This is a genomic window from Cellulophaga baltica, assembly GCF_900102165.1.
Classification (GTDB): Bacteria; Bacteroidota; Bacteroidia; order Flavobacteriales; family Flavobacteriaceae; genus Cellulophaga; species Cellulophaga baltica.
In genome coordinates, this window is the sequence record NZ_FNBD01000001.1 from 120086 (window position 1) to 146407 (window position 26322).

Sequence of the window (26322 nt, forward strand, 5' to 3'; positions counted from 1 at the left end):
CCTATTCTGACCTCCCCACTGAGAAGGACTTTTTTTAAAAAAATTTGTATATTCTATGATCTCTAACATTTCCCCTTAGGGGATTAAGGGGACTCTAGAAGTATCCTTGCTGTTTTCTTTTCTCCATTGCTGCTTCAGAACGCTTATCATCAATACGCGCTCCTCGCTCGGAGATCGTAGAATCTCTAATCTCACTTACCACCTTATCAATGGTAACAGCATCTGAAAGAACTGCCGCTGTACAAGACATGTCTCCAACCGTACGGAAACGCACTAAGCGCTCTTCTACGATTTCATCTTGATCACGGAAAACAATATCATCTTCTGCAGACCATATCATACCGTCTCTAACAAAAGTTTTACGTTTATGCGCAAAATATATAGACGGAATTTCTATTTCTTCTTTTTGGATGTAAGACCATACATCTAATTCTGTCCAATTAGAAATAGGAAAACAACGTACGTTTTGACCTAATTCAATTTGTCCATTTAACATATCAAACAATTCAGGGCGTTGGCTTTTTTCATCCCACTGACCAAAATCATCACGAACAGAAAAAATACGCTCTTTAGCTCTAGCTTTCTCTTCATCTCTACGTGCACCACCGATACAAGCATCAAATTTAAATTCTTCGATAGCATCTAATAAGGTGGTTGTTTGTAAAGAGTTTCTACTAGCATACCTACCCGATTCTTCCTTTACTTTACCTTCATCAATAGAATCTTGAACATTACGTACAATTAACTCTACCCCAAGCTCTTTAGCTAACCTATCTCTAAATTCTATGGTTTCCGGAAAGTTATGCCCCGTATCAATATGCATTAGCGGAAAAGGTATTTTTGCTGGCCAGAATGCTTTCTGCGCCAAACGAACTAAGGTTATAGAATCTTTACCTCCAGAGAATAATAATACTGGCTTTTCAAATTGAGCAGCCACCTCTCTAATGATGTAAATTGCTTCGTTTTCTAATGGATTTATATCTGATGTATCTTTCATGTTACTTTTTAAGTGTCAAGGTTATTTCTGCAATGCCAAACAACCCTATTTACTACTAATTTTATGATGCTTACTTAGGTCTTCTTTTAAGTATGCAAGCCACACTCACGGTTTTCTAACACCTTGGTTGGATCAAAATATTTATGCTCGTTTGGTAATTTATATTCTTCTAAATATGCGTCTAACTGCTCATCTGACCAATGGTAAAAAGGACTCACCTTTAAAACACCGTCTTTACTCACACTAAAAATATCTAAAGAATTACGCAAAGCTGTTTGTCCTTTTCTAAGGTTTGTAAACCAAACCTCTGGTTTGTGTTCTGCCATTGCTCTACCAAATGGCTCCAATTTAACCTGCTCTGTAAAGACTGCATGGTTCGGATCTTCAATACCTGGTATTCCCATAACTGCATCTCTATGTGATGATGTTTGTTTAGGAACATATAATTTTACATTTAGCTGTAATGATTTTATTAAATCTTCTGCATGCTTGTAGGTATTTGGAGTATTGTACCCCGTATCACACCAAATAACTTTAATAGTGTTATCTACAGCAGTGACTGCATGTAAAATATTAACCTCATAAGGTCTAAAATTGGTAGTCACTACGGCATTAGAATTCTGTTCCAATGCAAATGCTATAATTTCTGCTGGACTTGCCGATGCAAAATCGGTATTCCATTTTTGTATATCGTTTTCTGTAAAAGCCATTGTCTTTCTTTTTTATCTACCCCAACTAATGCTGTTCCAAATTCTCTCGTGAAAGAAATACAACAACATTTTAGTAAACAATTCAACTACACCTATAGATAAAGCTAATTTTAATTCCCCGGTTACTAACCAAGAAATAATCATAGTATCTATAGTACCAATTATTCTCCAGCTTATAGACTTAATAATACTGCGTAATGGTTTCTCAGATTTTTTATCTGTTGTGAAATCCTCTTTACTTGTTTTCTTATCTAAAATCAATTGATCTGCAATCATGTGATTAATGTTTCTATTACCCTATCGATTTAATAGAGTAAGCAAAAATAAAAATATTTTGCAAAGTAAGTCGCCAAAAGATTACTAAAATTACTATTACCCTATAGTTTTAGTGGATTTATAAAAAAAGAAGAAGTTTATTATCAATTTGACAACAAAAAAGCGGAAGCGTTAAAATTAAGCTATCAAATCTGCTAGACTGGTATTTCTATATATTTCGAGATTACTATCTCTCACCTGAAGCATTAATTTATGCACACCGCATGCAGCTTCATCAGGACAATCATCACATTTTTCATAGAAATTAAGACTTACACAAGGCACCATAGAAATTGGACCTTCCAATACCCGCATCACAGAAGCCATCTGAATTTCTGCAGGGTCTTTTATTAAATAATACCCACCACCTTTACCTTTTTTACTTCCTAAAAAGCCTGTTTTTCGTAAGGATAATAAAATGGTTTCTAAAAACTTTTGAGAGATGTTTTCAGCGTTTGCTATTTCAGAAATTTGCACTGGTTTCTTATCTTCCTGTTGTGCCAAGAAGGTAAGTGCTTTTAATCCGTATTTCGTCTTTTTTGATAGCATGGCTGCTAAGATAATTAAAATTTAGATATCGAAATATCTAGGTACATGCTTTACAAGTAAACCATTAGACAAATAGGCATATCTTAAATTTTATGGTTTCACTGAATTAAAACCGCCTTTCACTGATTGGCCTACTAAAAACCTAATTTAAGTCCTTACTTAGTAGTAAGAACCCAATGAAAACAAACACAATGAAACAGCAACAAAATTTTACACCGCTTTTAAAAGTAAGCTTATTAGCTCTATTGTTAGCTTTTACCGCATGTAGTTCTGATGACACTAATACCTCTGAAGATACAAGTGAAGAAGAAACAACAGATGAAAGCACTATTGACACCAATTCTTATATCCTAGTGGCAGACACCAATAGTCAAGGTGCCTATATCATAAACCATGATGGAGATCAATTATTTAGCTGGAAATTTGACAGAGATCTAGGTAATGATGTGAACTTATTAGACGACGGTAGTTTAGTTGTTTGCCTTAAAGCAGACAATGCAGGTATAACGCTAGGTGGTTATGGTGGCATTATGAGAAAAATAAACGTTGATCAATCTATTGAATGGGAAGTTTCCTATAGTTCTGGTGATGATTACATGGCGCATCACGATGTGGAATACTTATCAAATGGAAATATTATTTTTCCAGTTTGGGAAAAAATAACGGCTGATGAAGCTGCGGAACTCGGTTTTTCTGAGAATTATGATATTTTTCCCGAAGCCATTATAGAAATGAACCCACTAACCGAAGAGATTGTTTGGGAATGGCATGTTACAGATCATGTGATTCAAAACCACGATGCTTCCAAAGAAAATTTTGGCGTTGTAGTAGAACATCCAAATAAAGTAGATATCAATTACAACAGTTCTCAAACCAATGGAGACTTGATGCATTTTAATGGGCTAACCTTAGATGAAACGAATGATGTTCTTTACATAACCGTAAATAATTATAGTGAAGTGTGGGTGCTAGACCACAGCACAACTACGGAAGAAGCGAGTACAAGTACGGGTGGAAATTATAATTTAGGCGGAGATTTGGTATACCGGTACGGAAATCCGCTTGCCTATGACAATGTTGGCGAGGTTACCTTGAACAATGTTCATTACCCAAATTTACTGACTACTGGAAATATGATTGTCTTTGCCAATGATATTTACGACAACCAGTCTGAAGTTGTTGAATACAAATTAAACCCACCATACGAACTTAATGCAGGAGAAGACAATGAACCAGAAGTAGTATGGAGTTTTACGGATCCTGAATTATACACTGCAGGCTTGGGTAGTGGAGTCCGTATGAGCAATGGAAACACCCTAATCGCCGAAGGCAGAGATGGTACATTGTGGGAAGTAAGTGCTAGCGGCGAGGTTCTATGGCAAAATACAGATTACAATACCACCTGGAGAGCATATGCTTTTACAGTCGATGCTCCGGCGATACTAGCCTTAGGTTTATAAAAAATACAGACTCTTATTTAACAAAAAAGCCTCCATAGTTTCTACTATTGAGGCTTTTTAACTTAGACCGTTCTACTACGATTCTAAGGCTTGTTTTATATCGGAAATAATATCATCTATATGTTCCAAACCAACAGATACCCGAACGGTTCCATCCGTAATATTTACAGCTTCACGTTCTTGTGTTGTTAGCTTGCTGTGGGTTGTAGATGCAGGATGGGTCACAATACTTCTAGAATCTCCCAAGTTTGCAGAGAGCGATAATAATTTTATCCCATCAAAAAACTTTCGTCCAGCTTCAATTCCTCCATTCACTTCAAAAGCAACAATAGTACCCCCAGCTTTCATCTGCTTTTTAGCCACCTCATACATAGGGTGCGATTTTAAAAAGGGATATTTCACCCAATTTACTTTCGGGTGATCTTCGAGAAATGTTGCTAACTTTAAAGCATTCTCACAATGACGATCTACCCGAACTGCTAAAGTTTCTAAACTTTTAGAAATTACCCAAGCGTTAAAAGGAGAAAGCGCAGGCCCCGTAATGCGCGAAAATCGATAGACCTTATCAATTAATTCTGCACTTCCTACGGTAATTCCTGCCAAAACACGTCCTTGACCATCCATTAATTTTGTCCCCGAATGAATCACCAAATCAGCACCAAATTTAATAGGCTGTTGTAAGTAAGGCGTTGCAAAGCAGTTATCGATAATTAATAGTACCTTATGTTTTTTTGCAATTTTGCCCAACTTTTCTAAGTCCAATACATCTACCCCCGGGTTGGTGGGAGATTCTGCATAGATAAATTTTGTTGTTGGTTTTATTAATTTATCAATACCCTCTAAATCATCAATTTCAAAATAATCTGAGCTAATATTCCATTTGGGTAAAAAGTTCATAAATAAACTATGCGTAGAACCAAAAATATTCCGTGCAGAAACCACATGATCTCCACTATCTAAAAGAGAGGCAAAAGTAGAAAACACTGCAGCCATACCAGATGCAAAAGCAAAACCAGCTTCGGCTCCTTCCATTTTACATACTTTTTCTATAAATTCATTGGTATTCGGGTTAGAATATCTAGAATAAATATTACGTTCTTTTTCTTCACTAAACGAAGCGCGCATATCTTCAGCGTCCTCAAATACAAAGCTTGAGGTTACATACATGGGCGTAGAATGTTCCAGAAATTGTGAGCGTTCTGTTTGTGTTCTTATAGCTTCTGTTTCGAATTTGTTTTTCATAATTTTATTATTAGATCAGTAATCGCGTTACTGATTCTTTATCGCTATTTACCTTTTTCTATAATCCTTAATATATCACCAAAAACGCCACGAGCAGTAACTGCTGCTCCCGCTCCTGCTCCTTGGATCACTAACGGATTTTCACCATAAGACTCCGTATATATTTCTATAATAGAATCTGAGCCTTTTACTTGTCCTAATGCACTTTCTTTAGGTACCGAAACCAATTTTACTTCTAAATGCCCTTTCTCTTTTTGCAAATCTCCAGACAAATCACATACATAGCGCAATACATGATTTGGCTTTTGTTCTTTTTTAATCTTTTCAAAAATAGCATCAAGCGTACTTAACTGATTTTTAAATTCGGCTACCGTTACAGTATGCAAAGAATCTGGAATTAAATTCTGAATACTAATATCCGCAAATTCATTACTCAGATCCAATTCTCTAGCTAGTATTAAAAGTTTTCTTCCTACATCATTCCCTGAAAGATCTTCACGAGCATCTGGTTCTGTAAATCCTTTTTCCATCGCCTCTTTTAAAATCGATGAAAATGGCCTATCTACCTCTGAAAAAGTATTGAAGATATAACTCAACGACCCTGAAAATACTCCTTTAATACGCGTAATATTCTCACCCGATAAATGCAATAACTTAATAGTATCTATTAATGGAAGTCCCGCTCCCACATTAGTCTCATACAAATACTGCTTCTGACTTTTTACGAGTTCTGTTCTTAAATTTTGATAAAAATCAAAACTCAAGGTGTTGGCGATCTTATTTGAGGAGACTAAATCAAACCCATTTTCTATCAATTCTAAGTATGATGTTACAAAGGTTTTACTTGCCGTATTATCTACCGCTATTAAATTCTCTAAATGATGTGCTTTTGCAAAATCGAAAATTGTAGTTAGATCAAATGGCACACCATTTTTATCTAAATCAGCATTCCAGTTTTCCGAAATTCCGCTTTTATTTAACAACACTTTTTTAGAGTTCGCCACTGCAAAAACATTTAATTGAATCCCTTTACGTTCTTCTATGCTTTGAGCCGATTTTAAAATTTGATCTATCAGTGTTCCTCCAACATTTCCATGACCAAATATAGCAAGATTCACTTTTTTACTAATTCCGAAAACTTGACCGTGCATTACGTTCAACGCTTTGTAAAGGTCTTTGCGCCGTACAACTAAACTGACATTTTTACCCGTTACTGTATTATTAAATAACAAGGGAACAATCTGGTTTTTTATCAGCTCATTAAAAGGCTTATGAAAAGAACTCAAATCCTGACCTACAATAGAAATCACAGAAACATCAGTAGTTACCGTAATCATGTTCACATCTTTGGTTTGAAAATCTGAGCTAAATTCATCAATTAAAACCTCTTTCGCTTTTTCTGCTTTATCAGCATCTACCACAAAACCAAGACCACGTTCTGATGACCCCTGCGATATGATATTCACACTAATATTATTTGCTCCTAATGTTTTAAAAACTCGTGCATCTACTCCGACTTTACCTAATAAACCACGCCCCTCAAAATTTACCAAGGCCACATTTTCAATTACTGAAAGCGATTTTATCCCCTCTTTACTTGTCTTTGCACTAATTAGCGTTCCTTCATTATCTCCATTAAATGTATTTAATATCCGCAATGGAATATTTTTTTCTATTAAAGGGATAATCGTTTTTGCATGTAAGATGGTCGCCCCAAAATTTGCCAATTCATTTGCTTCCCCGTAAGACAGCTCTGCAATACGTTTTGCATCTGCTACATAATCAGGGTTAGCCGTATAAATCCCATCTACATGAGTATAATTCTGCAATTCTGCCGCATCTAAGAAATTAGCAATTAGCGCTGCCGAATAATTACTTCCGTTTCGTCCTAAGGTTGTGGTCTCCCCTGCTTTGTTTGATGCTATAAAACCAGTCATTACTGGAACCACACTAGTATCTAATTTAGAGATAACCTCTAAAACATGCTCTTTAGACAATGCCTCATATACCTGAGCATCACCAAAATTGCTATCTGTTTTTATCAATTCTCGGGAATCTATGAATTTAGCTTGTACGCCTTTCGCATTTAATAATTGCGTAGTCACTTTCCCAGAAATCAATTCTCCAAAAGACAATACTTGATCTTTGATTTTTACACTATAATCGCCTAATAAAGAAACCCCTTCAAAAAGCTTTTCTAAATCTGTAAATTCTGAAGACAAATCAACGTTAAAATCTGATTGTTGATACGCTTTAAAAGCATCAAAATCTTTAGCGTACTCTTTGCCTTTACTTGCCTTTTTAAGAATAGTTTCTAGCTGATCTGTGGCTTTACCGCGTGCAGACAATACTACTCCAATATTTTCTCCCTGTTTTACTTTCGTAGTTACAATTTCTAAAACCCGATGTAAACCATCACCATTAGCCAACGATTTCCCTCCGAATTTTAATATTTTGATACGCTTACTCTTTCCATTCTGATCAAAAATGCCTTTTAATAACTGTTCCATTTGCTGAAATTCAATTAAAAAAGCATCGTGGCCATGCAGCGACCTTATCTCCCCGTAGGTAACATTGCTATTAACTTGCGCCAATTGCTTAAAGGTATCTTTATTCTCTTGGGCCGTAAAAAACAGATCAGAATCAACCCCTATAATATGAATATTGGTTGCGCTTTTTTCTATAGTTGAAAAAGCATCTTTAGCATCTCTTGTAATATCAATTGTTTTTAATAACTGATTCATCAGCTTATAGGCTGACAATTGGAAACGCTCTTGCAATTTTGCGCCATGATGCGTTAACCAACTCTCTACATTAAAGACATGTAATTCTTCATTTGTGCTACGCTTAAAACGCTCTTTAAATGATTCTGGAGTTCTATAGCACAACATCGCATGCATACGCGCATCATGTACAGGTTGACTAGAATTCAACAAAAACTGCTCTTGAATCTGACAATTCGCAATTAACCAGTCTGTAGATTTCCAATCGGACGCTACAGGGATTAAATTTTCGGTCAAATTAGGTTCCAAAGCAACCATTTCCCAAGCAATACCACCTCCCATAGAGCCACCTATAAGTGCAAAAAGCTTGTTTACTTGCAGTTCTTTTAATCCTATTAAAAATATTTTTGCGATGTCTTGCGCCACAAAATCTTTGTAATTCTCTACCACAAAACCGTCATGCCCATTACCGGGTACATTAAAAGCTAAAATGGTATATTTTTGAGTATCAATACATTTTCCATCTCCAATCAATGCAGACCACCAACCCTGCTCTCCAGCAACATCTGAACTGCCTGTTAAGGCATGATTTACCACTATAATTGGTGCTGTGTGCAACGCAGGCCCAAAAACTTGATAAGACAATTTAATAGCCTGAGTCGATCCGCCGTGATTAGTATACTTGGGTATTGTTAAATGCTGTAGCATAATTTATTTTTATTTCAATCTTTTTGCTTTACCAAAGGTTAAGCTTACTTACAATGAGGCAAAAGCCTGAATTAAATCTGCCTTTAAATCCTCTATATCTTCCAATCCCACAGACAGGCGTATTAAATCTTGTGGCACCCCTGCAGCTTCTTGTTGTTCTGCTGTTAATTGTTGATGGGTAGTACTCGCTGGATGAATAATTAATGATTTTGTATCACCAATATTTGCTAATAGCGAGAAGATTTTAGTAGCATCGGTTACTTTTTGAGCCGCTTCAAAACCTCCTTTTATACCGAAGGTCACTAAACCGCTTTGCCCTTTTGGCAAATACTCTTTAGCCAAATCATAATAGGCACTACTCTTTAATCCAGGATAGTTTACCCAAGCAACCTCATCTCTACCCTCCAACCATGTTGCTAGCTCTAATGCATTTGCACTGTGTTGCTTGATCCGCACAGGTAAGGTCTCTAATCCTTGAATAATCTGAAATGCATTAAACGGACTCAAAGCACCACCAAAATCACGTAAACCTTCTAAAATTAGCTTAAACGTAAATGCTGCTGCTCCCAAAGCTTCGCTATACACCAATCCATGATACCCCGCAGAAGGATCCGTGAATTCAGGAAATTTCCCATTGGTCCAATCAAAAGTACCGGCATCTATAATAGCACCTCCTAATGATGTTCCTTGACCGCCAATGTACTTTGTTAGCGAATGAATAACAAGGTTTGCTCCATGTTCAATTGGGTTTAACAATACAGGTGAAGCCACGGTATTATCTACAATAAATGGCACTTGTGCTGCATTTGCATAGGTCGCAATTGCTTTTAAATCCAAAACATCTAATTTAGGATTCCCTAAAGATTCTACGAAAATAGCTCTGGTATTATCTTGAACAGCCTTCTCAAAGTTTTCTGGATGAGCAGCATCAACAAAAGTGGTGGTAATGCCTAATCTAGGTAAGGTTACATTCAATAAATTAAACGTACCTCCATATAAACTACTAGAAGCAACAATATGATCTCCTGCTTTTAATAAAGTTAACAAACCTGTAGCAATTGCTGCAGTACCAGAAGCGAAAACAACAGCACCTACACCACCTTCAACAGCCGCCAAACGATCTTGTAAAATTTGATTTGTTGGGTTATTTAAACGGGTGTAGATGAATCCTAATTCTCCTAATGAGAATAATTTTGCAGCATGGTCCGTATCTCTAAAAACATATGATGATGTTTGATAGATAGGCACTGCTCTTGTTCCTCCTGTTTGCGTAGTGTCATGCCCTGCATGTAAAGCGTTTGTTGCTAATTTTTGAGTACTCATGATTTTTTTGTTTTTTAAATTAATACTAAAATAAAAAGCCAAACTCTAACATCAGACCTGTAGTCGAGCTAGATAAAAATCAAAAAGTTATTAAGAAGAAATATTCAATTGCTAGAGATAGTAATTAATTTTTTCGTTATCTGCCGCCAATGCATAATGCAATTTTTGGTAGAATTTAGCACCTTCATTGCTCTTAAAAAGAACAAAGGGTTGCTAAGGTTTCAAAGGGTCTATTCCCTCCACCTTTCTTGATAACTATTCAATACGTGTTTGAACTTGTGCGGTGCAAATATAACATCGGAAGTTTTTAAAATCCTAATTATTCACCAATAATTATAAAAAGATACTTTTTTGTTAAGATTTTGGCGGTCTACTCTAATTATTTAAACCAGACCGCTAAAACCATTAAATATTTATATACCAAATGCAGTTTTCACTTGCTCTTGAGCATCTAACTTTTCCCAAGTAAATAATTCTACTTCTTTCTCTACTTTACCATTGTAAGGAGATTCAAAAGTTTTTGTTACTGTTATTGGTTCTTTACCCATATGACCGTAAGCTGCTGTTTCCAAATAAATAGGATTACGCAATTTTAAACGCTCTTCTATGGCAAACGGACGCATATCAAATAACTCAGCTACTTTTCTTGCAATCTGCCCATCGTTTAAATTCACCTTAGCAGTACCATACGTATCTACATAGATAGAAGTTGGTTCTACCACTCCAATAGCATAACTCACTTGTACTAAAATCTCATCAGCCACTCCCGCAGCTACCAAATTTTTAGCGGCGTGGCGCGCAGCATAGGCTGCACTTCTATCTACCTTACTAGGATCTTTACCACTAAATGCACCACCACCGTGAGCACCTTTACCACCGTATGTATCTACAATAATCTTACGTCCTGTTAATCCTGTATCTCCATGAGGACCACCGATAACAAATTTTCCTGTTGGGTTAATATGGTAGGTAATAGCATCATCAAATAATGCCTGAATATGAACTGGTAATTGTTCCTTTACCTTCGGAATTAAGATAGAAATGATATCCGATTTAATTTTCGCCAACATTTTCTCATCATCAGCATCAAAAGCATCATGCTGAGTAGAAACTACAATAGTATCTATACGTTGAGGTACATTTTCATCACTATACTCTATAGTTACCTGCGCCTTAGCATCTGGTCTTAAATAAGAAATTTCTTTACCTTCTCTTCTTAAATCTGCTAGGATCTGTAATATTTTATGCGAAATATCTAAAGCCAAAGGCATGTAGTTTTCCGTTTCTTTAGTAGCATAGCCAAACATCATTCCTTGATCTCCTGCACCTTGCTCTTCTTTAGAACCGCGATCTACCCCTTGACTAATATCTTTAGACTGCTCATGTATCAAGGAAATAACACCACACGAATCTCCGCTAAACTGATATTCTCCTTTAGTATATCCAATTTTATTAATAACATCTCTTGCTATTTGTTGAACATCTAAATAGGTATCACTCTTAACTTCCCCTGCCAATACAACTTGACCTGTAGTTACTAATGTCTCGCATGCTACTTTGCTTTCTGGATCAAAAGCCAAAAAATTATCTAAAAGCGCATCACTTATTTGATCTGCTACTTTATCTGGGTGTCCTTCACTAACAGATTCTGATGTGAATAAATAAGCCATAAATGGTTTTATTTTCTAGAATAGACTTGACAGAAAGGTTAAAAGAAGTTTATGAACCGAAAAAGGAATTTCGGTCATAACTGCTTTAGCATTTTTCTTGTGCCAAATATAATTTAGCAGCTGAGGTTGCAATCAGTCAAATCCGTCCTCAATTAATAATGGCACAAAAGTAAAATAAAAGATGGAGTCTGAAAAATGGTTTAACAACAATTTGCAGATTTATAAATCATATTTAATTTTAAACATTACATATCGTGGTTGCACCACATACGATGAGGTTCTATAAAAAAGCTCATTAAAACTATCTTGATTGAGTTCTGTATTGTTCAACAAATTAGTCACTTCTACACTATACTCCCACTTACTATCTTCTTTTTGATAAGATAAACTGGTATCTAAATTACCATATTCATTATCAATAGTATTTGCTTTATCTCTATAATGGTAGTAATCTAAATCTGCTAGAAAAATAAAACTTTTTAGAAAAGCCGCATCAACTTTAAGAAATGGAGTATCTGTGTAATACGTAGAAGAATTTCCTCCATTATCGTAATTATTAAGGGCATAGTTATAACCCACCTCTACATTTGGGGCATCTCTAAAGCTTGTGGCTAAGGATGCTCTATAGCTTTGTGTTAAAGACTCTGACGTACTAGGGCTACCGTTAACAATATTATTTAAATTAGAATAGGAAAGCGATCCTCTGGAACTCACCTTTATCTTACCAAATGTTCTTTGAAAATTAGCAGATCCTGACAACACTTCATCTTCCAAATTAGAATTGATGGTTGAACTTACTTGATTAATGCCAACGATAGCACTATTATTTTTAAAAGCATCTACACGTTTACTATAATTAACAGTAGCGAAAATGTTTTGCATGTTAAACATGCTAAAGCTGAAAAAATTAAGTGATAAATTATGAAACAAAGCACTTTCTAAATCACGATTTCCTTGATACATGGAATTGTAATTACTAAAAATATAGGCTCTAGAAAATTTATCTATATCAGAAAACTGTCGGTTAACCGTATAATTAAACCGAATACTCTCTGACTGCTTTAATTGAAGGTTTACAAAAAGATCTGGAACAACGTTGAATAAATCATCTGTAACCGATGTAGCTAATTGCGTGTTTTTCGCCGTATAATCATGAACTTTAAATCCTGGATTAAATGTAAATTTCCCGACGATTAATTTATAATGAAATCCTACAAAAATATCAGAAAACTTATATTCCACATCATTAACTAAATCATCCTCTGTAAACGCTAAGGTTGACTCGTTATCTAAAATTTGAAAAATATTTGAATTGAATTTCTGACTACTTTGTGTGGTTCCTAACGTAAAGTTGATATTACTTTTTGCCCCTGTAATAAAATAGTAATCGGTTTTAAAATCAAACTTATTCGTTTTTATTTTTCGATCTTGATTGATGTTATAATTCGCTTGGTCTTCGTTCAAAGGAAGAATACTTTCAAAAGGTTGTATTTCTCTGATTGCATTATAAAACGGATCCTCATTTTGGATTAAATACTGAGCTTCAACAGCCAATATATTTTTTTCATCTATCGTGTAATACACATTAGCGTTTTGATTAAGGCTAGAAGGAGTTTGCTGTTTGTTTTCAAAAATTTGATCTGTAACATCTGCTACAGACAATATTCCTACATCTTCATTCTCATCAGAAAATTTTGCAAGAACATCATATTCCACCTGTACATTTGTATTTGGCTTGTAAGCGGCACTTAGCTTTAATAACCCTAAATTAGATGTTTGTTCTGTACCTGTTGTAGTTACTTCTTGCTGATTGCTACTAATATACGTTCGCGTAGCCACCGTCTGTAAGTCTGTATTCGCATAAGAATAAATGGCGAATCCGCTTAAATCTAGTTTTTCTGTTGGAGCATAACTAAAATTAACCGCTCCAAATCTTGTTTCTATTTCTTTAGCACGGTTGTTTTGAAGCTGAGACAATCCCAAACCACCATCACCAACGTTAAAACTAGTGCCTGTATTTCCTGTTCTACTTCTAAAACCACCTGTGAAATTTCTGTAGTCTCTAGAGGTAAATGGCAATTGCCCAATATTATTAAGATCTGTTAAGATATTGATACTGTATTTAGGACTGTAAAAAAATAGTTTAGGATGCGCCAGATACCTACTATCTAACCCTAAACCAGCCGTAATTTCTCCAAACCAAAACTTTTCTTTTCCTGATTTCAATTTAATATTTAAAGCTACATTGTCCTGATTATTTGTTACGCCTTTTAATTGCGACACCTCACTATAATTTCTAAGCACTTCTATTTTATCCAAAGCATTTGCAGGAATGTTTTTTGCTGCTAGTTTAGAATCTCCATCAAAGAAATCTTTTCCATCGACCATCACTTTAGTAACGGTCTTTCCTTCTACTTCTATTTCGCCATCGTCATTTATTTCTACTCCCGGCAGCTTACTTAGTACATCTTCTAATTTCTTTTCCGTTCCCGTTACAAAAGAGTCTGTATTATACACAATGGTATCTCCTTTCACTACCACAGGCATCTCATAAACTACTTCAACCTCATCTAAGCTCTGTGCCTGTTCTGCCAATATTATATCGCGTTGTAGGTCTTCTTCTAGGGTTTTAATCAATAGTTCTTTAGGTTGAAAACCGATATAGCTGAATTTTAAGCTATAAGTACTGTTTTGGTTCACGCTAACCTTATATTTTCCATTAGGATCTGTAATTCCGAAACCATCTAAACTTTTTGTCTCTTGATTTACAGCCACCACATTTGCCATTTCTAAGGGGCTTCCTAGTGAATCTTTTAAGACTCCCGTAATAGTGATTTTCTGAGCACTAGCAACATTCACCAAAGCAATTAAGCCAATAAGCACCAGTACCTGCTTTTTTATAAATAGATTTCTCATTAGTTTCTTCCTCGATTTGAGTTACCACCTGGACCTCTATTACCACCCCTAAAGCGTTCTGACATTTCTTCCATCTTAGCCAAAAGTGTTTCATTATATTCTTGTTGCGATATAACCTTTCCTTTTGTAGGTGCTTTTATCTCTACCTTTTCATCTGCATTTAAAACAATTTTAGTACAAAGCAATACGGTATTCCCTGCATTAACTTCTAAAATTAAACCTGGTAAGCCCCAGTATTCTCCTGGTCCTTGACTTACAGGAATTTCAGGAGTAAACCAAGCTGTAATTTCAATTTCTTTTACCGCTTCTGTCTCTTTAAAAATACGCGTCTTATTTTGCGTAGTATCCTTTTTGGTGGCATTCTCTTTTCTTCTTTCCTGATCTCTTTTTCTTCTTAAAGTTTCGAAATCTGTAGAATCAATCGCTTGTATAGCCGTTGCCTTATAGCACGTATAATTGCCAATTTTTTTTGTTTCAGAACCCATCGTCCAATTTAATTGCTTCAGGTCATCTTTGATTAAGAATACTTTACCAAACATTTCTGATTCTTTAGCATAATTTTGGTCTTTAATATTCTTATATAATTTGCCTCCAGAAAAATCTCCAAATCTAAATCTACCTCTTCCTCCATTATCTCTTCCTGGAGTTTCTAGCTTTTCTTCTTCCTCATAAATTGCAGCAGTTTTATCAAACGTCAGTATAAATGTTTTTTCAGACTGTTCTTTCATGCGCGCCATGAATCTTTTCTTTTGTTCTTCAGAAATTTCACGCCCCCCAAAATTAAAGTCGGCCACAGATGTTTTAGAATGATAGATTGCCTTTCCTTGAAAGTCTTGAGCCTGTGTACTAGAAAAATGAAGAAGACAGGTAACGATAAATAGTAGAATTTTTTTCATGATCGTATTAGGTTATTGTCCTTCTGTGACTAAAAAAAATAGAAAAGGTTTAAAACTAAGGTGATAAATAAATTTTATTGTATTATTTCTAATAGATCATAGCCTCAAAAAACATTCGTGCATTTCAGCAACTATTTTTTCTACTACCCAAGAATCGTTGTATATTGTGTGCCCCTTTGGGAAAGTACAAAGTGAGGTATTAAATCTATTTTAAAATTAAAAGTGCCACGAGCGTACAGTAGTATTTTAAATAGTAAGAATCCAACGCTTATAAATAAAACCATTAAGAAGACAAATTATGCATGTTGCAATTGCAGGAAATATTGGCGCAGGAAAAACAACCTTAACCAAATTACTTTCAAAACATTTTAACTGGGAGCCACATTTTGAAGATGTTGTAGACAACCCCTATCTAGATGATTTTTACAATCAAATGGAACGTTGGAGTTTTAATCTTCAAATTTATTTTTTAAATAGTAGATTTCGCCAGATTTTAGAAATAAGAGAAACGGGGAAAAATATCATTCAAGATCGTACCATATACGAAGATGCTTATATTTTTGCACCAAACCTTCATGCGATGGGTTTGATGACGAACAGAGATTTTAGCAATTACTCTAGCTTATTTGAGCTAATGGAAAAATTAGTTCAACCGCCAGATTTATTAATCTACTTACGTAGTTCTATTCCCAATTTAGTAAGTCAGATTCACAAACGTGGACGCGATTATGAAAATACGATTTCCATAGACTATTTAAGCAGACTTAATGAACGTTATGAAGCGTGGAGTCAGAGCTATGAAAAAGGAAAACTCTTAATTATTGATGTTGACCATTTAGACTTTGTAGATAATCCTGAGGATTTAGGTACTATAATAAATAGAATTGATGCAGAGATAAATGGCTTGTTTTAAACATCTATCTTACAATTACAAATGGGGTTCGTATCTTATATGAATCCCATTTTTTTTGCGTGCGCCACTGCTTGGTCGCTATTTTCCACAAATAAAACAGGTGTTGTTTTATAATTATCAAATAGACTTTTTACCCGTATCATTCTCTTTTTATGATTTACACTTCTTAGGTAGATGGCCAAAATTCTGTCTGGAAATTGTTCTGCTATTTCCTTATAAATATCTGCATCACGCTCGCCACTATCTCCAATTAAAATTATGGGCAACGCTGGGTACGTTTTTAAAATACCAAGAATCTCTATTTGCTTTTGTGGTTTGTGCCCGTCTCTTTTCATTTTAAAGAAAGAATTGAAACTACGAAGTAAAATAGGTCCTTTAGGGAAATCATTCTGCTTTAGAAACAGTTCTAAATAACGGTATAAATTCCAAGGACTATGACTCACGTAAAATATTGGATTAGAATTCTCTCCTGATGTTCCCCGATGTAATTGGTTATAAAAATCTGGAGCTCCAGTAAGCGGTAAACGATTTTTTACAGTTTTAAAAACAGTATTAAACAATACGCGCCATTTTAATGTAGAGACTACGCCCGTATGCAAAATAGTATCATCAATATCTGTAATCACCCCAAAAACAGCCTTCTTAGATGGGATTAGAATTTTACCAGGAAATCTATTTTCATGGGTAATCTTTCGTTTAATATTTGGATTTGAGTAAGAGACTTGAAAGTTCACCCAGTCTTCTTCATTGGCTAATTTCTGCAAATCATGAACAGCCGTTTCCATTTTAAAATATCCATGATTATCGGTTGATGTTTGCAAAACTTGGCCGTTTGGCAAAGTAATATCTATGTTGGTATGCTTTACTTCATCTGTTTCTAACCGTTTCCAGGTATTCAACATCAAATTAAACCAGCCTTTATCATCTAAGTTAATAGACTCATCTTCAAGCGCTCTCCCCCTTAAATAGAAATGAGAATTGGTGCCGTAAGCATCAAATGTAATTATTTGTAAAGGATCTTTCTTAAATAACATCACACTAAAATAATACAAAAAAACCTGCTAATATTAGTTATTAGCAGGTTTAAAAATAAAAAAAATAAATCTATTTTCTAAGGGTCACATTTTCTATCTCAACTTCTATTTGAGAATCATCAGATTTAACGCTAGTCTCCTTAAAAGCTTCTACCTGCACTCTTACTTCTTCTGGCGTTCCACTTAATATCTTTTCATCTGTTTTAGACACTCCATTTACTATAGTGGTATAAGTAACATTCGCTTCTGCCACGTCTGTATTATTTGTATTTACCTCTATATTTATTTCTTCTTGAACTCTAGAAATGCCTTCTTCTGCATGCCCACCTAATATTGGAGCTATCACTAAACCTATCAAACAAGTAAGTTTAATTAGGATATTCATAGAAGGACCAGAAGTATCTTTAAATGGATCACCAACAGTATCTCCAGTAACAGCCGCCTTATGCGCCTCACTACCTTTAAATGTCATTTCTCCGTTAATCTCTACACCTGCTTCAAAAGATTTTTTAGCATTATCCCAAGCACCACCGGCATTATTCTGGAAAATTGCCCATAGCACACCAGAAACAGTAACACCTGCCATATAGCCTCCAAGCATTTCTGCTATCGCTAAATTATTCATCCCAAAGATCATTGGAATAAAAGCTATTGCTAATGGAAAACCAATAGTTAACAACCCTGGCAGCATCATTTCTTTTAAAGATGCTTTTGTAGAAATAGCTACACATTTATCATATTCCGGCTTTCCTGTGCCCTCCATAATTCCAGGTATATCTCTAAACTGTCTACGTACTTCTTGCACCATTTCCATGGCCGCTTTACCTACCGCATTCATTGCTAAGGCAGAAAAAACTACAGGCACCATACCTCCAACAAATAACATGGCTAAAACTGGTGCTTTAAAAATATTAATACCGTCTATACCCGTAAAGGTAACATAGGCCGCAAAAAGTGCTAATGATGTTAAAGCCGCAGAAGCAATTGCAAATCCTTTACCGGTTGCTGCTGTTGTATTCCCTACGGAATCTAAAATATCTGTGCGCTCTCTTACGATAGGTTCTTGCTCACTCATCTCTGCAATACCTCCTGCATTATCAGCTATTGGGCCAAAAGCATCAATAGCTAATTGCATTGCTGTAGTTGCCATCATCGCAGAAGCTGCTAAGGATACCCCGTAAAAACCAGCAAAGGCATAAGATGCCCAAATAGCCCCTGCGAATAATAATACGGAAGGAAATGTAGAAATCATACCCGTAGCTAAACCCGCAATAATATTTGTACCTGCTCCTGTACTTGACTGCTGTACAATTTTTAATATTGGTTTTTTACCTAGACCTGTATAGTATTCTGTAACCGAAGAAATCACGGCGCCTACCACCAAGCCAACTAACGTAGCATAAAACACACGCATGGATGAAATGTCCTGTAAGCCCTCACCAAAAAATTCCATTTTCATGGTTTCTGGTAACATCCAAGTAACCAAGCCAAAACAAGAAACTGCCACCAAAACTATAGATGTCCAGTTTCCAATATTTAAAGCCCCCATAACTTGAGACTCTTTAGCATCATCATTTTTAATCTTCACTAACATGGTACCTATAATCGAAATGATAATACCTACACCTGCAATTGCCATCGGTAATAAAATGGGACCGATACCTCCAAAGCCATCTTGAATAGCTCCGCCCATATCTTTAATCACATAGTTACCCAATACCATTGCAGCTAATACGGTAGCTACATAAGAACCAAACAAATCTGCTCCCATACCTGCAACATCACCTACATTATCTCCAACGTTATCTGCTATAGTTGCAGGATTACGAGGATCATCTTCTGGGATACCTGCTTCTACTTTACCTACTAAATCTGCTCCTACATCTGCCGCTTTCGTATAAATACCACCACCTACACGTGCAAAGAGTGCAATAGATTCTGCACCCAATGAAAAACCTGCTAAGGTTTCTAAAACGATAGTCATATCCATCGTATTGGTCCAAATACCTCCCATAAAATAGTGGAAAAAGAAAATAAAGAATGCGGTTAAACCTAATACAGCTAAGCCAGCAACCCCAAGCCCCATTACAGTACCACCTCCAAAAGAGATTTTCAAAGCATTAGGCAAACTAGTTCTTGCGGCTTGTGTTGTTCTTACATTTGTTTTAGTCGCTATTTTCATTCCTATATTCCCTGCAAAAGCAGAAAAAATAGCACCAAAAATAAACGCAATAACAATTAACCAATGTGTGGTTGGCACTATAAAAGAGACAATAGCCAGCAACACACTAACGACTACTACGAAAATTGCTAAAAGCTTATATTCAGCATTTAGAAATGCAAGTGCACCTTCATAGATGTGATCTGAAATTTCTTTCATTTTTCCATCTCCCGCATCTTGCTTTAGTACCCATGATTTCTTAATAACCATGTAAAGTAAACCTAAAAGTGCCATCACTATAGGCATATAGATAATCATTGATTTCATAAATTAGTCCGTTAATTATTAATTATTTCTCAAAAAAACGCATAAAATTTAAACATAACAAAAAAAGTCATGCTTTTTAATAGCATGACTTTTTTTTATTCTGACAATTTCAAAATTATATGGTGAAAGTGCGTTTCTTTTTATGGTCACTTTCTTCGTAACGCTGTACACATTGCTCGTAAATTTCAAGAGCTTCTTTAGCATCTCCCCATCCACCAACATCTACTTTTTTCTTTTCTAAATCTTTATAGACTCTGAAGAAATGTTCTATCTCTTTTAACCTATGTGGATTAAGATCACTGATATCATGATTACTACTCCATATAGGATCTGAAACAGGAACACAGATAATTTTTTCATCTGGCCCTTTTTCATCTGTCATATGGAAAACACCAATAGGTCTAACTTCCATAACCACCATTGGATAAGTTGGCTGATGTCCTAAAACTAATACATCTAATGGATCACTATCTAAAGCAAGTGTTTCTGGAATAAATCCATAATCACCAGGATACATCATCGATGAAAAAAGCATTCTATCAAATCTAATTTTGTGTAATGTAAAGTCGTACTCGTATTTATTTCTACTTCCTTTTGGAATTTCGATTAGAACATCGAAAGTTATTTCTAATTTTTCGCTCATAATAATACTGTAATTTGCACACAAAGATACTTGAATAATTTATTTTACCTCTGTAAATGGTTTAAATATCTAAGGATTTAACAAGCAATTTCAAGTATAATCTTACGAAAACGGTGTAGTAAATTTAACAGTTTCCTATTAAAAATTAAATCCAAATGACCCCGTAACACTAAATGGTCTTGCTTCTGGACTCTCTAAATAATTTCCTCTAAAATTAAAATCGATTCTTAAAATCTTAAATATATTCCCTACTCCAAACGAATATTCCCAGTAAATAGTATCATTTGGTGCTTGTAAAGGAATATTTGTAGGACTATTTAATAAGATGTTCTCATTAGAAAGATCTCCCCATACACCTCTTAGCCCAACAATTTCTCTAAGATTCCATTTTTTTAATATGGGAATTCTAGAAAATAAGCGGCCATTAAAGTTCTGTTCTAAATGAACGGAAGCATACGTATCTGTGACAAACTCATAAAAATCTAAATTAGGAAACGTACCATAGATAGAAAATAAGGTTTGGTTTCCAGGAATGACATTTAATAAGCCTAAAGGTACATCACCAAAAGTTTTACCTAACTCTACTGTACTTAACAATCTACCAAACCCTCCAATTTGCCAAGGTTGTGTATATGAAAATTGAATTTTCTCGTAATTAAAATCGCTTTCCAAAAAGTCTTTTACCCCTTTCGTATACGTCAAAAATAAAGTGCTGTAATTATCATTGATATTTCTGCGCTCTACGCCATATCCAATGGTTCTTTTTCCTGGCGTGTAAATTAGGGTTGTATTAAAATCAAACTGTTTTAACTCCGAAGAAATTCCTGTAGGAGCTTCTGGATCCAAATAATCTAAACTAAATGCATCTGGCAATGCCGAGCTTAAGGTACGTAAGGAGCCACCTACTCTAAATATAAAATTATGCAAGGGTTCTGCTTCTACCTGAAATGTAGATAAGTTTATATTGGTCAAACGGTCATTAGAGCCCACAGAAAACAAGGACGATGACGCCGCACTTCGGCCCAAAACGTCTGTGGTGGCCGTAAGACTTAAGCCCAACTGCTCAATATCTCTTCGGTTACCTCCTGATATTATTAAACGTGATTTTTTATCTAATAAAAACTTCCCAGAAATACCATGTTTAAATTTATGATCATCAAAACCATATGCGGTATATGCCTCTATTCGCCAAGGATCATTTTGCCCAAAATATGTCCTGGCACCTGCCCTCACACGAATACCTTCCGCATCATTAAAACCGAATGTACTGTAGACATCACCGATATCTAAATTCCATTTATCAATCTCCACATATCCAGAACCTAAGATACTGGCTATATTGTAAAAACTCTTAAATTTCGGAACTGTCTTAAGGGTATCTAACAACTTATAAACACCCGCTTCATCTTTATTGAGCGCTTCTAACCTATTATTTTGCCAAAAGGTCGTATCTCGCTCTACAATTCCAGAATTAAATTGATTGGATAAATTTTTATAAAACTTAGGGTCTTTGTATTGATCAAAAACGTAATTATTATAGACCGTAGTACGCTTGCCGTACACCCCTTTGGATTCCTCTTTTTTACTCAAGCTAAAATCACTCAGCATGTAATCTCTTTTCAAAAGAAAAACAGAATCATTCACCACTTCAAAATCTTGTTCTATATAAATCTCTTTGACCCAGTTTATATTTGCACTTTTAGTAACCTCAAGATTTATTTTTTTGATGGCGTAGGTAGAATCATTCACCCAGAAGTTACCTTTAAAAGTAAGCTCGTTTTTTCGTCTTGGGTAATAAATAATATTATAGCACCATTTATTATCAATAAAACTACTATCTGCTAAAACGTAATTGTAGACATCTATCCCGGTCTTAGAGAGCGGACTCGTAAAACTCTTGTCAAAAAATTTCAAGTAATTATTATAAATATCGTAATCGGAATACAGATCCTCTACAAAAGCCGTCAATGCCTGATTGTTACTGAAACCTGAGTTTTTTGTTCCTAGCAATTCTTCTTTCTCTTCTCCTTTTAAATTATCACCATACACCTTAGAAAAGGTTTCGTTCAAAAAGATAGGTAAATAAGTTTTGCCGGTAATTCTTGAGGTGTCAAGATCTTGAAAAACAAATTCTAAGCCTTTAAAAATTTTACTTTTAATAAGAGCACTATCAATTGTATTTAAATCAAACTCTACTTTTTCGTACTTATCGTAATTGTATTGCTTGTAATGCTTTACTCCATTACTGCGTTTACGTTCCCAAATTTTACGTAGTATATCTATAGCTGGATTGTTCTTTTTAGACTGTTTCCCAAAATAAACCACCACTTCTTTTAATTGCTCACCACCTTCAGCCAATACCACTTTCATTTGGTAAGTAACTTTACTATCTAAAGTGATATCTTTGGTTTCATAACCTACAAAAGACACCTGAAGGGTCTCATAGGTATTATCAGATTCCATATAAAAAACACCGTCATCATTGGTGATGGTACCCTCTGAAGATCCTTTGAAAATTATATTTGCAAAAGCTACAGGGATCCCTGCCTCATCTATAACCACACCACTAACTTTTGTTTGTGATAGTAGTGAAAATGAATATAGCGTGAATAAGAATAAAAGTATTTTTTTCATTGAAAGATGGGGTTCTACAATTACACTAGCTTTTATTTTAAAAAACCAAAAAAGCTTTACCGACCAGGTTAGTCAGTAAAGCTACTTTAATCTTACAAAAGGTATTTTATTTATATAATACTTTCTTAACTGAATTTATTACATCTTTATAATCAGGCAACCATTCCGCCAATAAAACAGGAGAATAAGGTGCTGGCGTATCCGCCGTATTTATTTTTTCAATTGGAGCATCTAAAAAGTCAAATGCATTAGATTGAATATGGTAGATAATTTCTGATGCAACATTACCATAAGGCCATGCTTCTTCAAGAATTACCACTCTATTTGTTTTCTTTACAGATTTAAGAATTGCTTCATAATCTAAAGGCTTAACCGTACGTAAGTCAATAATCTCACAACTAATACCTTCTTTTTGTAGCTCGTCTGCAGCTTTGTAAGCTTCTTTGATAATTTTACCAAAAGAGATAATAGTAACATCTGTACCTTCTCTTTTAATATCTGCAACACCTAAAGGAATTAAATATTCTCCTTCTGGCACTTCAGCCTTATCACCATACATTTGTTCAGATTCCATAAAAATAACGGGATCGTTATCGCGTATAGCAGCTTTTAATAATCCTTTAGCATCAGCTGGGTTCGAAGGAACCACCACTTTTAAACCAGGACAATTTGCAAACCAGCTTTCAAAAGCTTGAGAGTGCGTTGCTCCTAATTGACCCGCAGAACCTGTAGGACCTCTAAAAACGATAGGACAATTAAACTGCCCACCTGACATTTGACGAATTTTTGCAGCATTGTTTATGATCTGATCAATCCCTACCAAAGCAAAGTTGAACGTCATGAACTCTATAATAGGTCTGTTCCCATTCATAGCAGAACCAACTCCAATTCCTGCAAAACCAAGCTCAGATATAGGTGTATCAATTACACGGTCTGCACCAAATTCATCAAGCATTCCTTTTGAGGCTTTGTAAGCTCCGTTATATTCAGCGACTTCCTCACCCATTAAATAGATAGATTCATCTCTTCTCATTTCTTCGGACATTGCCTCACAAATAGCTTCTCTAAATTGTATTGTTTTCATTAAAACGGCGTTTCTTTATAATTGTATTCCCAAAAGGATAGCAAAAATAGGAAAATATATGTCATAATAAACGTTGTATTTCGCAAAAAAAGTTATAAAATTTACTATGCATGCATAGTAAATTTGAAAAATATTGGCTATCTTAGCAGTCTTTAGAAACATAAAATTCCATAAATAATGAAAATATTAGTTTGTATAAGTAATGTTCCAGACACTACGTCTAAAATAAACTTTACGGATAATGATACAAAGTTTGACACTGCTGGTGTTCAATTTGTTATTAACCCTAATGATGAATTTGGCCTAACTAGAGCCATGTGGTTTAAAGAAAAACAAAGTGCAACAGTACATATCGCTACCGTAGGTGAAGCAAGTGTAGAACCAACCATGCGTAAAGCTCTTGCTATTGGTGCAGATGAAGCTATCCGTGTAAATGCGATACCTACAGACGGTTTTTTTGTAGCACAACAACTAGCGAATATCGCTAAAGAAGGTGCTTATGATTTAATAATTGCGGGAAGAGAATCTATTGATTATAATGGAGGTATGGTTCCTGGAATCATGGCCAGCCTTTTAGATATCAACTTTGTGAACACGTGCATTAGTTTAGATGTTGATGGAACAAGTGCTACGGCATTACGTGAAATTGACGGAGGAAAAGAAAAAATAGCAACAAGCTTACCTTTAATTATTGGAGGTCAAAAAGGTCTTGTAGAAGAGAGCGATTTAAGAATTCCTAATATGAGAGGAATCATGATGGCGCGTCAGAAAAAATTAACAGTAATAGAACCTATTGATGCATTAAACGCCACTCAAGACACAAAATTCACGAAGCCCGCTGCTAAAGGAGCTGTAAAATTAGCTTCTTCTGTAGATGAATTGGTTACCTTATTGCATAACGAAGCAAAAGTAATCTAACCCATAATTCTCTTTTAAGTCTAAACTAGTCTCCCTTTTCTAGGGAATAAAAAAATAATATTATTATGTCAGTATTAGTATATACAGAATCTGAAAACGGAAAGTTTAAGAAAAATGCTTTTGAAGTTGCCTCTTATGCTGCCGAAGTTGCAAAACAAATGGGAACTACTGCTACAGCAGTTTCTTTCAACGCTACTGAAAATGAAAGCTTAGGTACCTATGGTATCTCAAAAGTATTAAACATTAGCAATGACACTCTAAAAACATTCAACGCAAAAGCATATGCAAACAGCATTCACCAGGCCGTTGAAAAAGAAGGCGCTAAAGTTATTATTTTAAGCTCAAGCACCGATACTAAATATTTAGCTCCTTTATTAGCTGGATACTTAAAAGCAGGTTACGTTCCTAATGTCGTAGCTGCTCCAGAAAGCACTTCGCCATTTACCGTAAAAAGAACGGCTTTTAGTAACAAGGGATTCGCTTTTTCTGAAATAAGCACCGACGTTAAAATTATAGGCGTTTCTAACAACTCTTTTGGTATCCATGAAAATGGTACTACAGCAGCTGTAGAAGCTTTTGATGCTGCTGTTAGTGATGCTGATTTTGCTACAAAATCTGTAGAAATTGATAAAGTTGTTGGTAAAGCAACAATAGCAGACGCAGACATCGTAGTTTCTGCAGGTAGAGGAATGAAAGGTCCAGAAAACTGGGGAATGATAGAAGAGTTAGCAGAGGTACTTGGTGCAGCTACCGCTTGTTCTAAACCTGTATCTGATTTAGGATGGAGACCTCATGGAGAGCATGTGGGTCAAACTGGTAAACCGGTAGCGAGTAATTTATACATTGCTATTGGTATTTCTGGAGCTATACAGCATTTAGCAGGGGTAAGCTCTTCTAAAGTAAAAGTGGTGATTAATTCTGATCCAGAAGCACCATTTTTCAAAGCAGCAGATTACGGTATTGTAGGTGATGCTTTTGAAGTTGTACCTCAATTAATCGAAAAATTAAAAGAATTTAAAGCTCAAAACGCTTAATTTTTGTTAAATTGTGCCTCTTAAAAGGGCTGTTTAAATATATAGGTCTTGCCTTTTATTTAAAC

19 protein-coding genes and 1 riboswitch are annotated in these 26322 nt (G+C 35.2%); of the genes, 4 read left to right on the forward strand and 15 right to left on the reverse strand.

All coding sequences use genetic code 11. From position 1 onward, the window contains the following. Window positions 1–94 precede the first annotated feature (94 nt). From cysD to BLQ19_RS00575, 4 genes are all read right to left on the reverse strand, one after another. A complete protein-coding gene (gene cysD / locus BLQ19_RS00560; protein ID WP_024481760.1) occupies window positions 95–997 on the reverse strand; it encodes a sulfate adenylyltransferase subunit CysD in 903 nt (300 codons plus the stop codon). A gap of 86 nt (window positions 998–1083) precedes the next feature. Continuing rightward, window positions 1084–1707, reverse strand: a complete 624-nt coding sequence (locus BLQ19_RS00565) for a phosphoadenosine phosphosulfate reductase domain-containing protein (protein ID WP_029447078.1) — start codon at window positions 1705–1707, stop codon at window positions 1084–1086. Between the two features lie 12 nt (window positions 1708–1719). After that, window positions 1720–1983, reverse strand: coding sequence for a DUF2061 domain-containing protein (locus BLQ19_RS00570; RefSeq protein ID WP_074537080.1), 264 nt, complete (start codon window positions 1981–1983; stop codon window positions 1720–1722). A 177-nt stretch (window positions 1984–2160) separates the two neighbouring features. Continuing rightward, on the reverse strand, window positions 2161–2571 hold the full coding sequence (locus tag BLQ19_RS00575; protein WP_025615875.1) for an RrF2 family transcriptional regulator: 411 nt from the start codon (window positions 2569–2571) through the stop codon (window positions 2161–2163). 191 nt (window positions 2572–2762) lie between these two features. Between BLQ19_RS00575 and BLQ19_RS00580 the strand changes: the two genes are divergently transcribed. Continuing rightward, the gene (locus BLQ19_RS00580; protein ID WP_074537081.1) at window positions 2763–4031 is read left to right on the forward strand and encodes an arylsulfotransferase family protein; all 1269 of its coding nucleotides are present in this window, start codon (window positions 2763–2765) and stop codon (window positions 4029–4031) included. Between the two features lie 75 nt (window positions 4032–4106). Here the strand turns inward: BLQ19_RS00580 and BLQ19_RS00585 are convergent, their stop codons facing one another. From BLQ19_RS00585 to BLQ19_RS00610, 6 genes are all read right to left on the reverse strand, one after another. Continuing rightward, window positions 4107–5273, reverse strand: a complete 1167-nt coding sequence (locus tag BLQ19_RS00585; RefSeq protein ID WP_024481765.1) for a trans-sulfuration enzyme family protein — start codon at window positions 5271–5273, stop codon at window positions 4107–4109. Window positions 5274–5317: 44 nt separating this feature from the next. Further along, window positions 5318–8704 (reverse strand): bifunctional aspartate kinase/homoserine dehydrogenase I, encoded by a 3387-nt coding sequence (gene thrA, locus BLQ19_RS00590; RefSeq protein ID WP_074537082.1) that lies wholly within the window; start codon window positions 8702–8704, stop codon window positions 5318–5320. A 48-nt stretch (window positions 8705–8752) separates the two neighbouring features. Then, window positions 8753–10027, reverse strand: coding sequence for an O-acetylhomoserine aminocarboxypropyltransferase/cysteine synthase family protein (locus BLQ19_RS00595; RefSeq protein WP_074537083.1), 1275 nt, complete (start codon window positions 10025–10027; stop codon window positions 8753–8755). Window positions 10028–10160: 133 nt separating this feature from the next. Continuing rightward, window positions 10161–10285, reverse strand: a riboswitch (SAM riboswitch). A 155-nt stretch (window positions 10286–10440) separates the two neighbouring features. Further along, window positions 10441–11697 carry a methionine adenosyltransferase gene (metK, locus tag BLQ19_RS00600; RefSeq protein ID WP_074537084.1) on the reverse strand — a complete coding sequence of 419 codons (1257 nt, stop codon included), beginning with the start codon at window positions 11695–11697 and terminating at the stop codon, window positions 10441–10443. A 219-nt stretch (window positions 11698–11916) separates the two neighbouring features. Continuing rightward, on the reverse strand, window positions 11917–14613 hold the full coding sequence (locus BLQ19_RS00605; RefSeq protein WP_074537085.1) for a carboxypeptidase-like regulatory domain-containing protein: 2697 nt from the start codon (window positions 14611–14613) through the stop codon (window positions 11917–11919). Next, the gene (locus BLQ19_RS00610; protein ID WP_074537086.1) at window positions 14613–15509 is read right to left on the reverse strand and encodes a GLPGLI family protein; all 897 of its coding nucleotides are present in this window, start codon (window positions 15507–15509) and stop codon (window positions 14613–14615) included. The genes BLQ19_RS00605 and BLQ19_RS00610 overlap by 1 nt, the downstream gene beginning before the upstream one ends. 298 nt (window positions 15510–15807) lie before the next feature. Between BLQ19_RS00610 and BLQ19_RS00615 the strand changes: the two genes are divergently transcribed. Continuing rightward, window positions 15808–16422 (forward strand): deoxynucleoside kinase, encoded by a 615-nt coding sequence (locus BLQ19_RS00615; protein WP_024481774.1) that lies wholly within the window; start codon window positions 15808–15810, stop codon window positions 16420–16422. A gap of 35 nt (window positions 16423–16457) precedes the next feature. On the opposite strand, the gene BLQ19_RS00620 is transcribed toward BLQ19_RS00615, so the two are convergent. The 5 genes from BLQ19_RS00620 to BLQ19_RS00640 form a co-directional block, all read right to left on the reverse strand. Beyond that, window positions 16458–17456, reverse strand: a complete 999-nt coding sequence (locus tag BLQ19_RS00620; RefSeq protein WP_074537087.1) for an App1 family protein phosphatidate phosphatase — start codon at window positions 17454–17456, stop codon at window positions 16458–16460. 70 nt (window positions 17457–17526) lie between these two features. Beyond that, window positions 17527–19944 (reverse strand): sodium-translocating pyrophosphatase, encoded by a 2418-nt coding sequence (locus tag BLQ19_RS00625; RefSeq protein WP_074537088.1) that lies wholly within the window; start codon window positions 19942–19944, stop codon window positions 17527–17529. 115 nt (window positions 19945–20059) lie between these two features. Beyond that, window positions 20060–20587: an inorganic diphosphatase gene (locus tag BLQ19_RS00630; RefSeq protein ID WP_024481777.1), complete on the reverse strand. Its 528-nt coding sequence runs from the start codon at window positions 20585–20587 to the stop codon at window positions 20060–20062. 138 nt (window positions 20588–20725) lie between these two features. Continuing rightward, window positions 20726–23221: a DUF5686 family protein gene (locus BLQ19_RS00635; protein ID WP_074537089.1), complete on the reverse strand. Its 2496-nt coding sequence runs from the start codon at window positions 23219–23221 to the stop codon at window positions 20726–20728. Window positions 23222–23327: 106 nt separating this feature from the next. After that, on the reverse strand, window positions 23328–24305 hold the full coding sequence (locus BLQ19_RS00640; RefSeq protein ID WP_024481779.1) for a pyruvate dehydrogenase complex E1 component subunit beta: 978 nt from the start codon (window positions 24303–24305) through the stop codon (window positions 23328–23330). A gap of 177 nt (window positions 24306–24482) precedes the next feature. On the opposite strand from BLQ19_RS00640, the gene BLQ19_RS00645 reads away from it, so the two are divergent. Continuing rightward, window positions 24483–25223 (forward strand): electron transfer flavoprotein subunit beta/FixA family protein, encoded by a 741-nt coding sequence (locus BLQ19_RS00645; protein WP_074537090.1) that lies wholly within the window; start codon window positions 24483–24485, stop codon window positions 25221–25223. Window positions 25224–25288: 65 nt separating this feature from the next. Continuing rightward, a complete protein-coding gene (locus tag BLQ19_RS00650; RefSeq protein WP_024481781.1) occupies window positions 25289–26257 on the forward strand; it encodes an electron transfer flavoprotein subunit alpha/FixB family protein in 969 nt (322 codons plus the stop codon). Window positions 26258–26322: the final 65 nt, after the last annotated feature.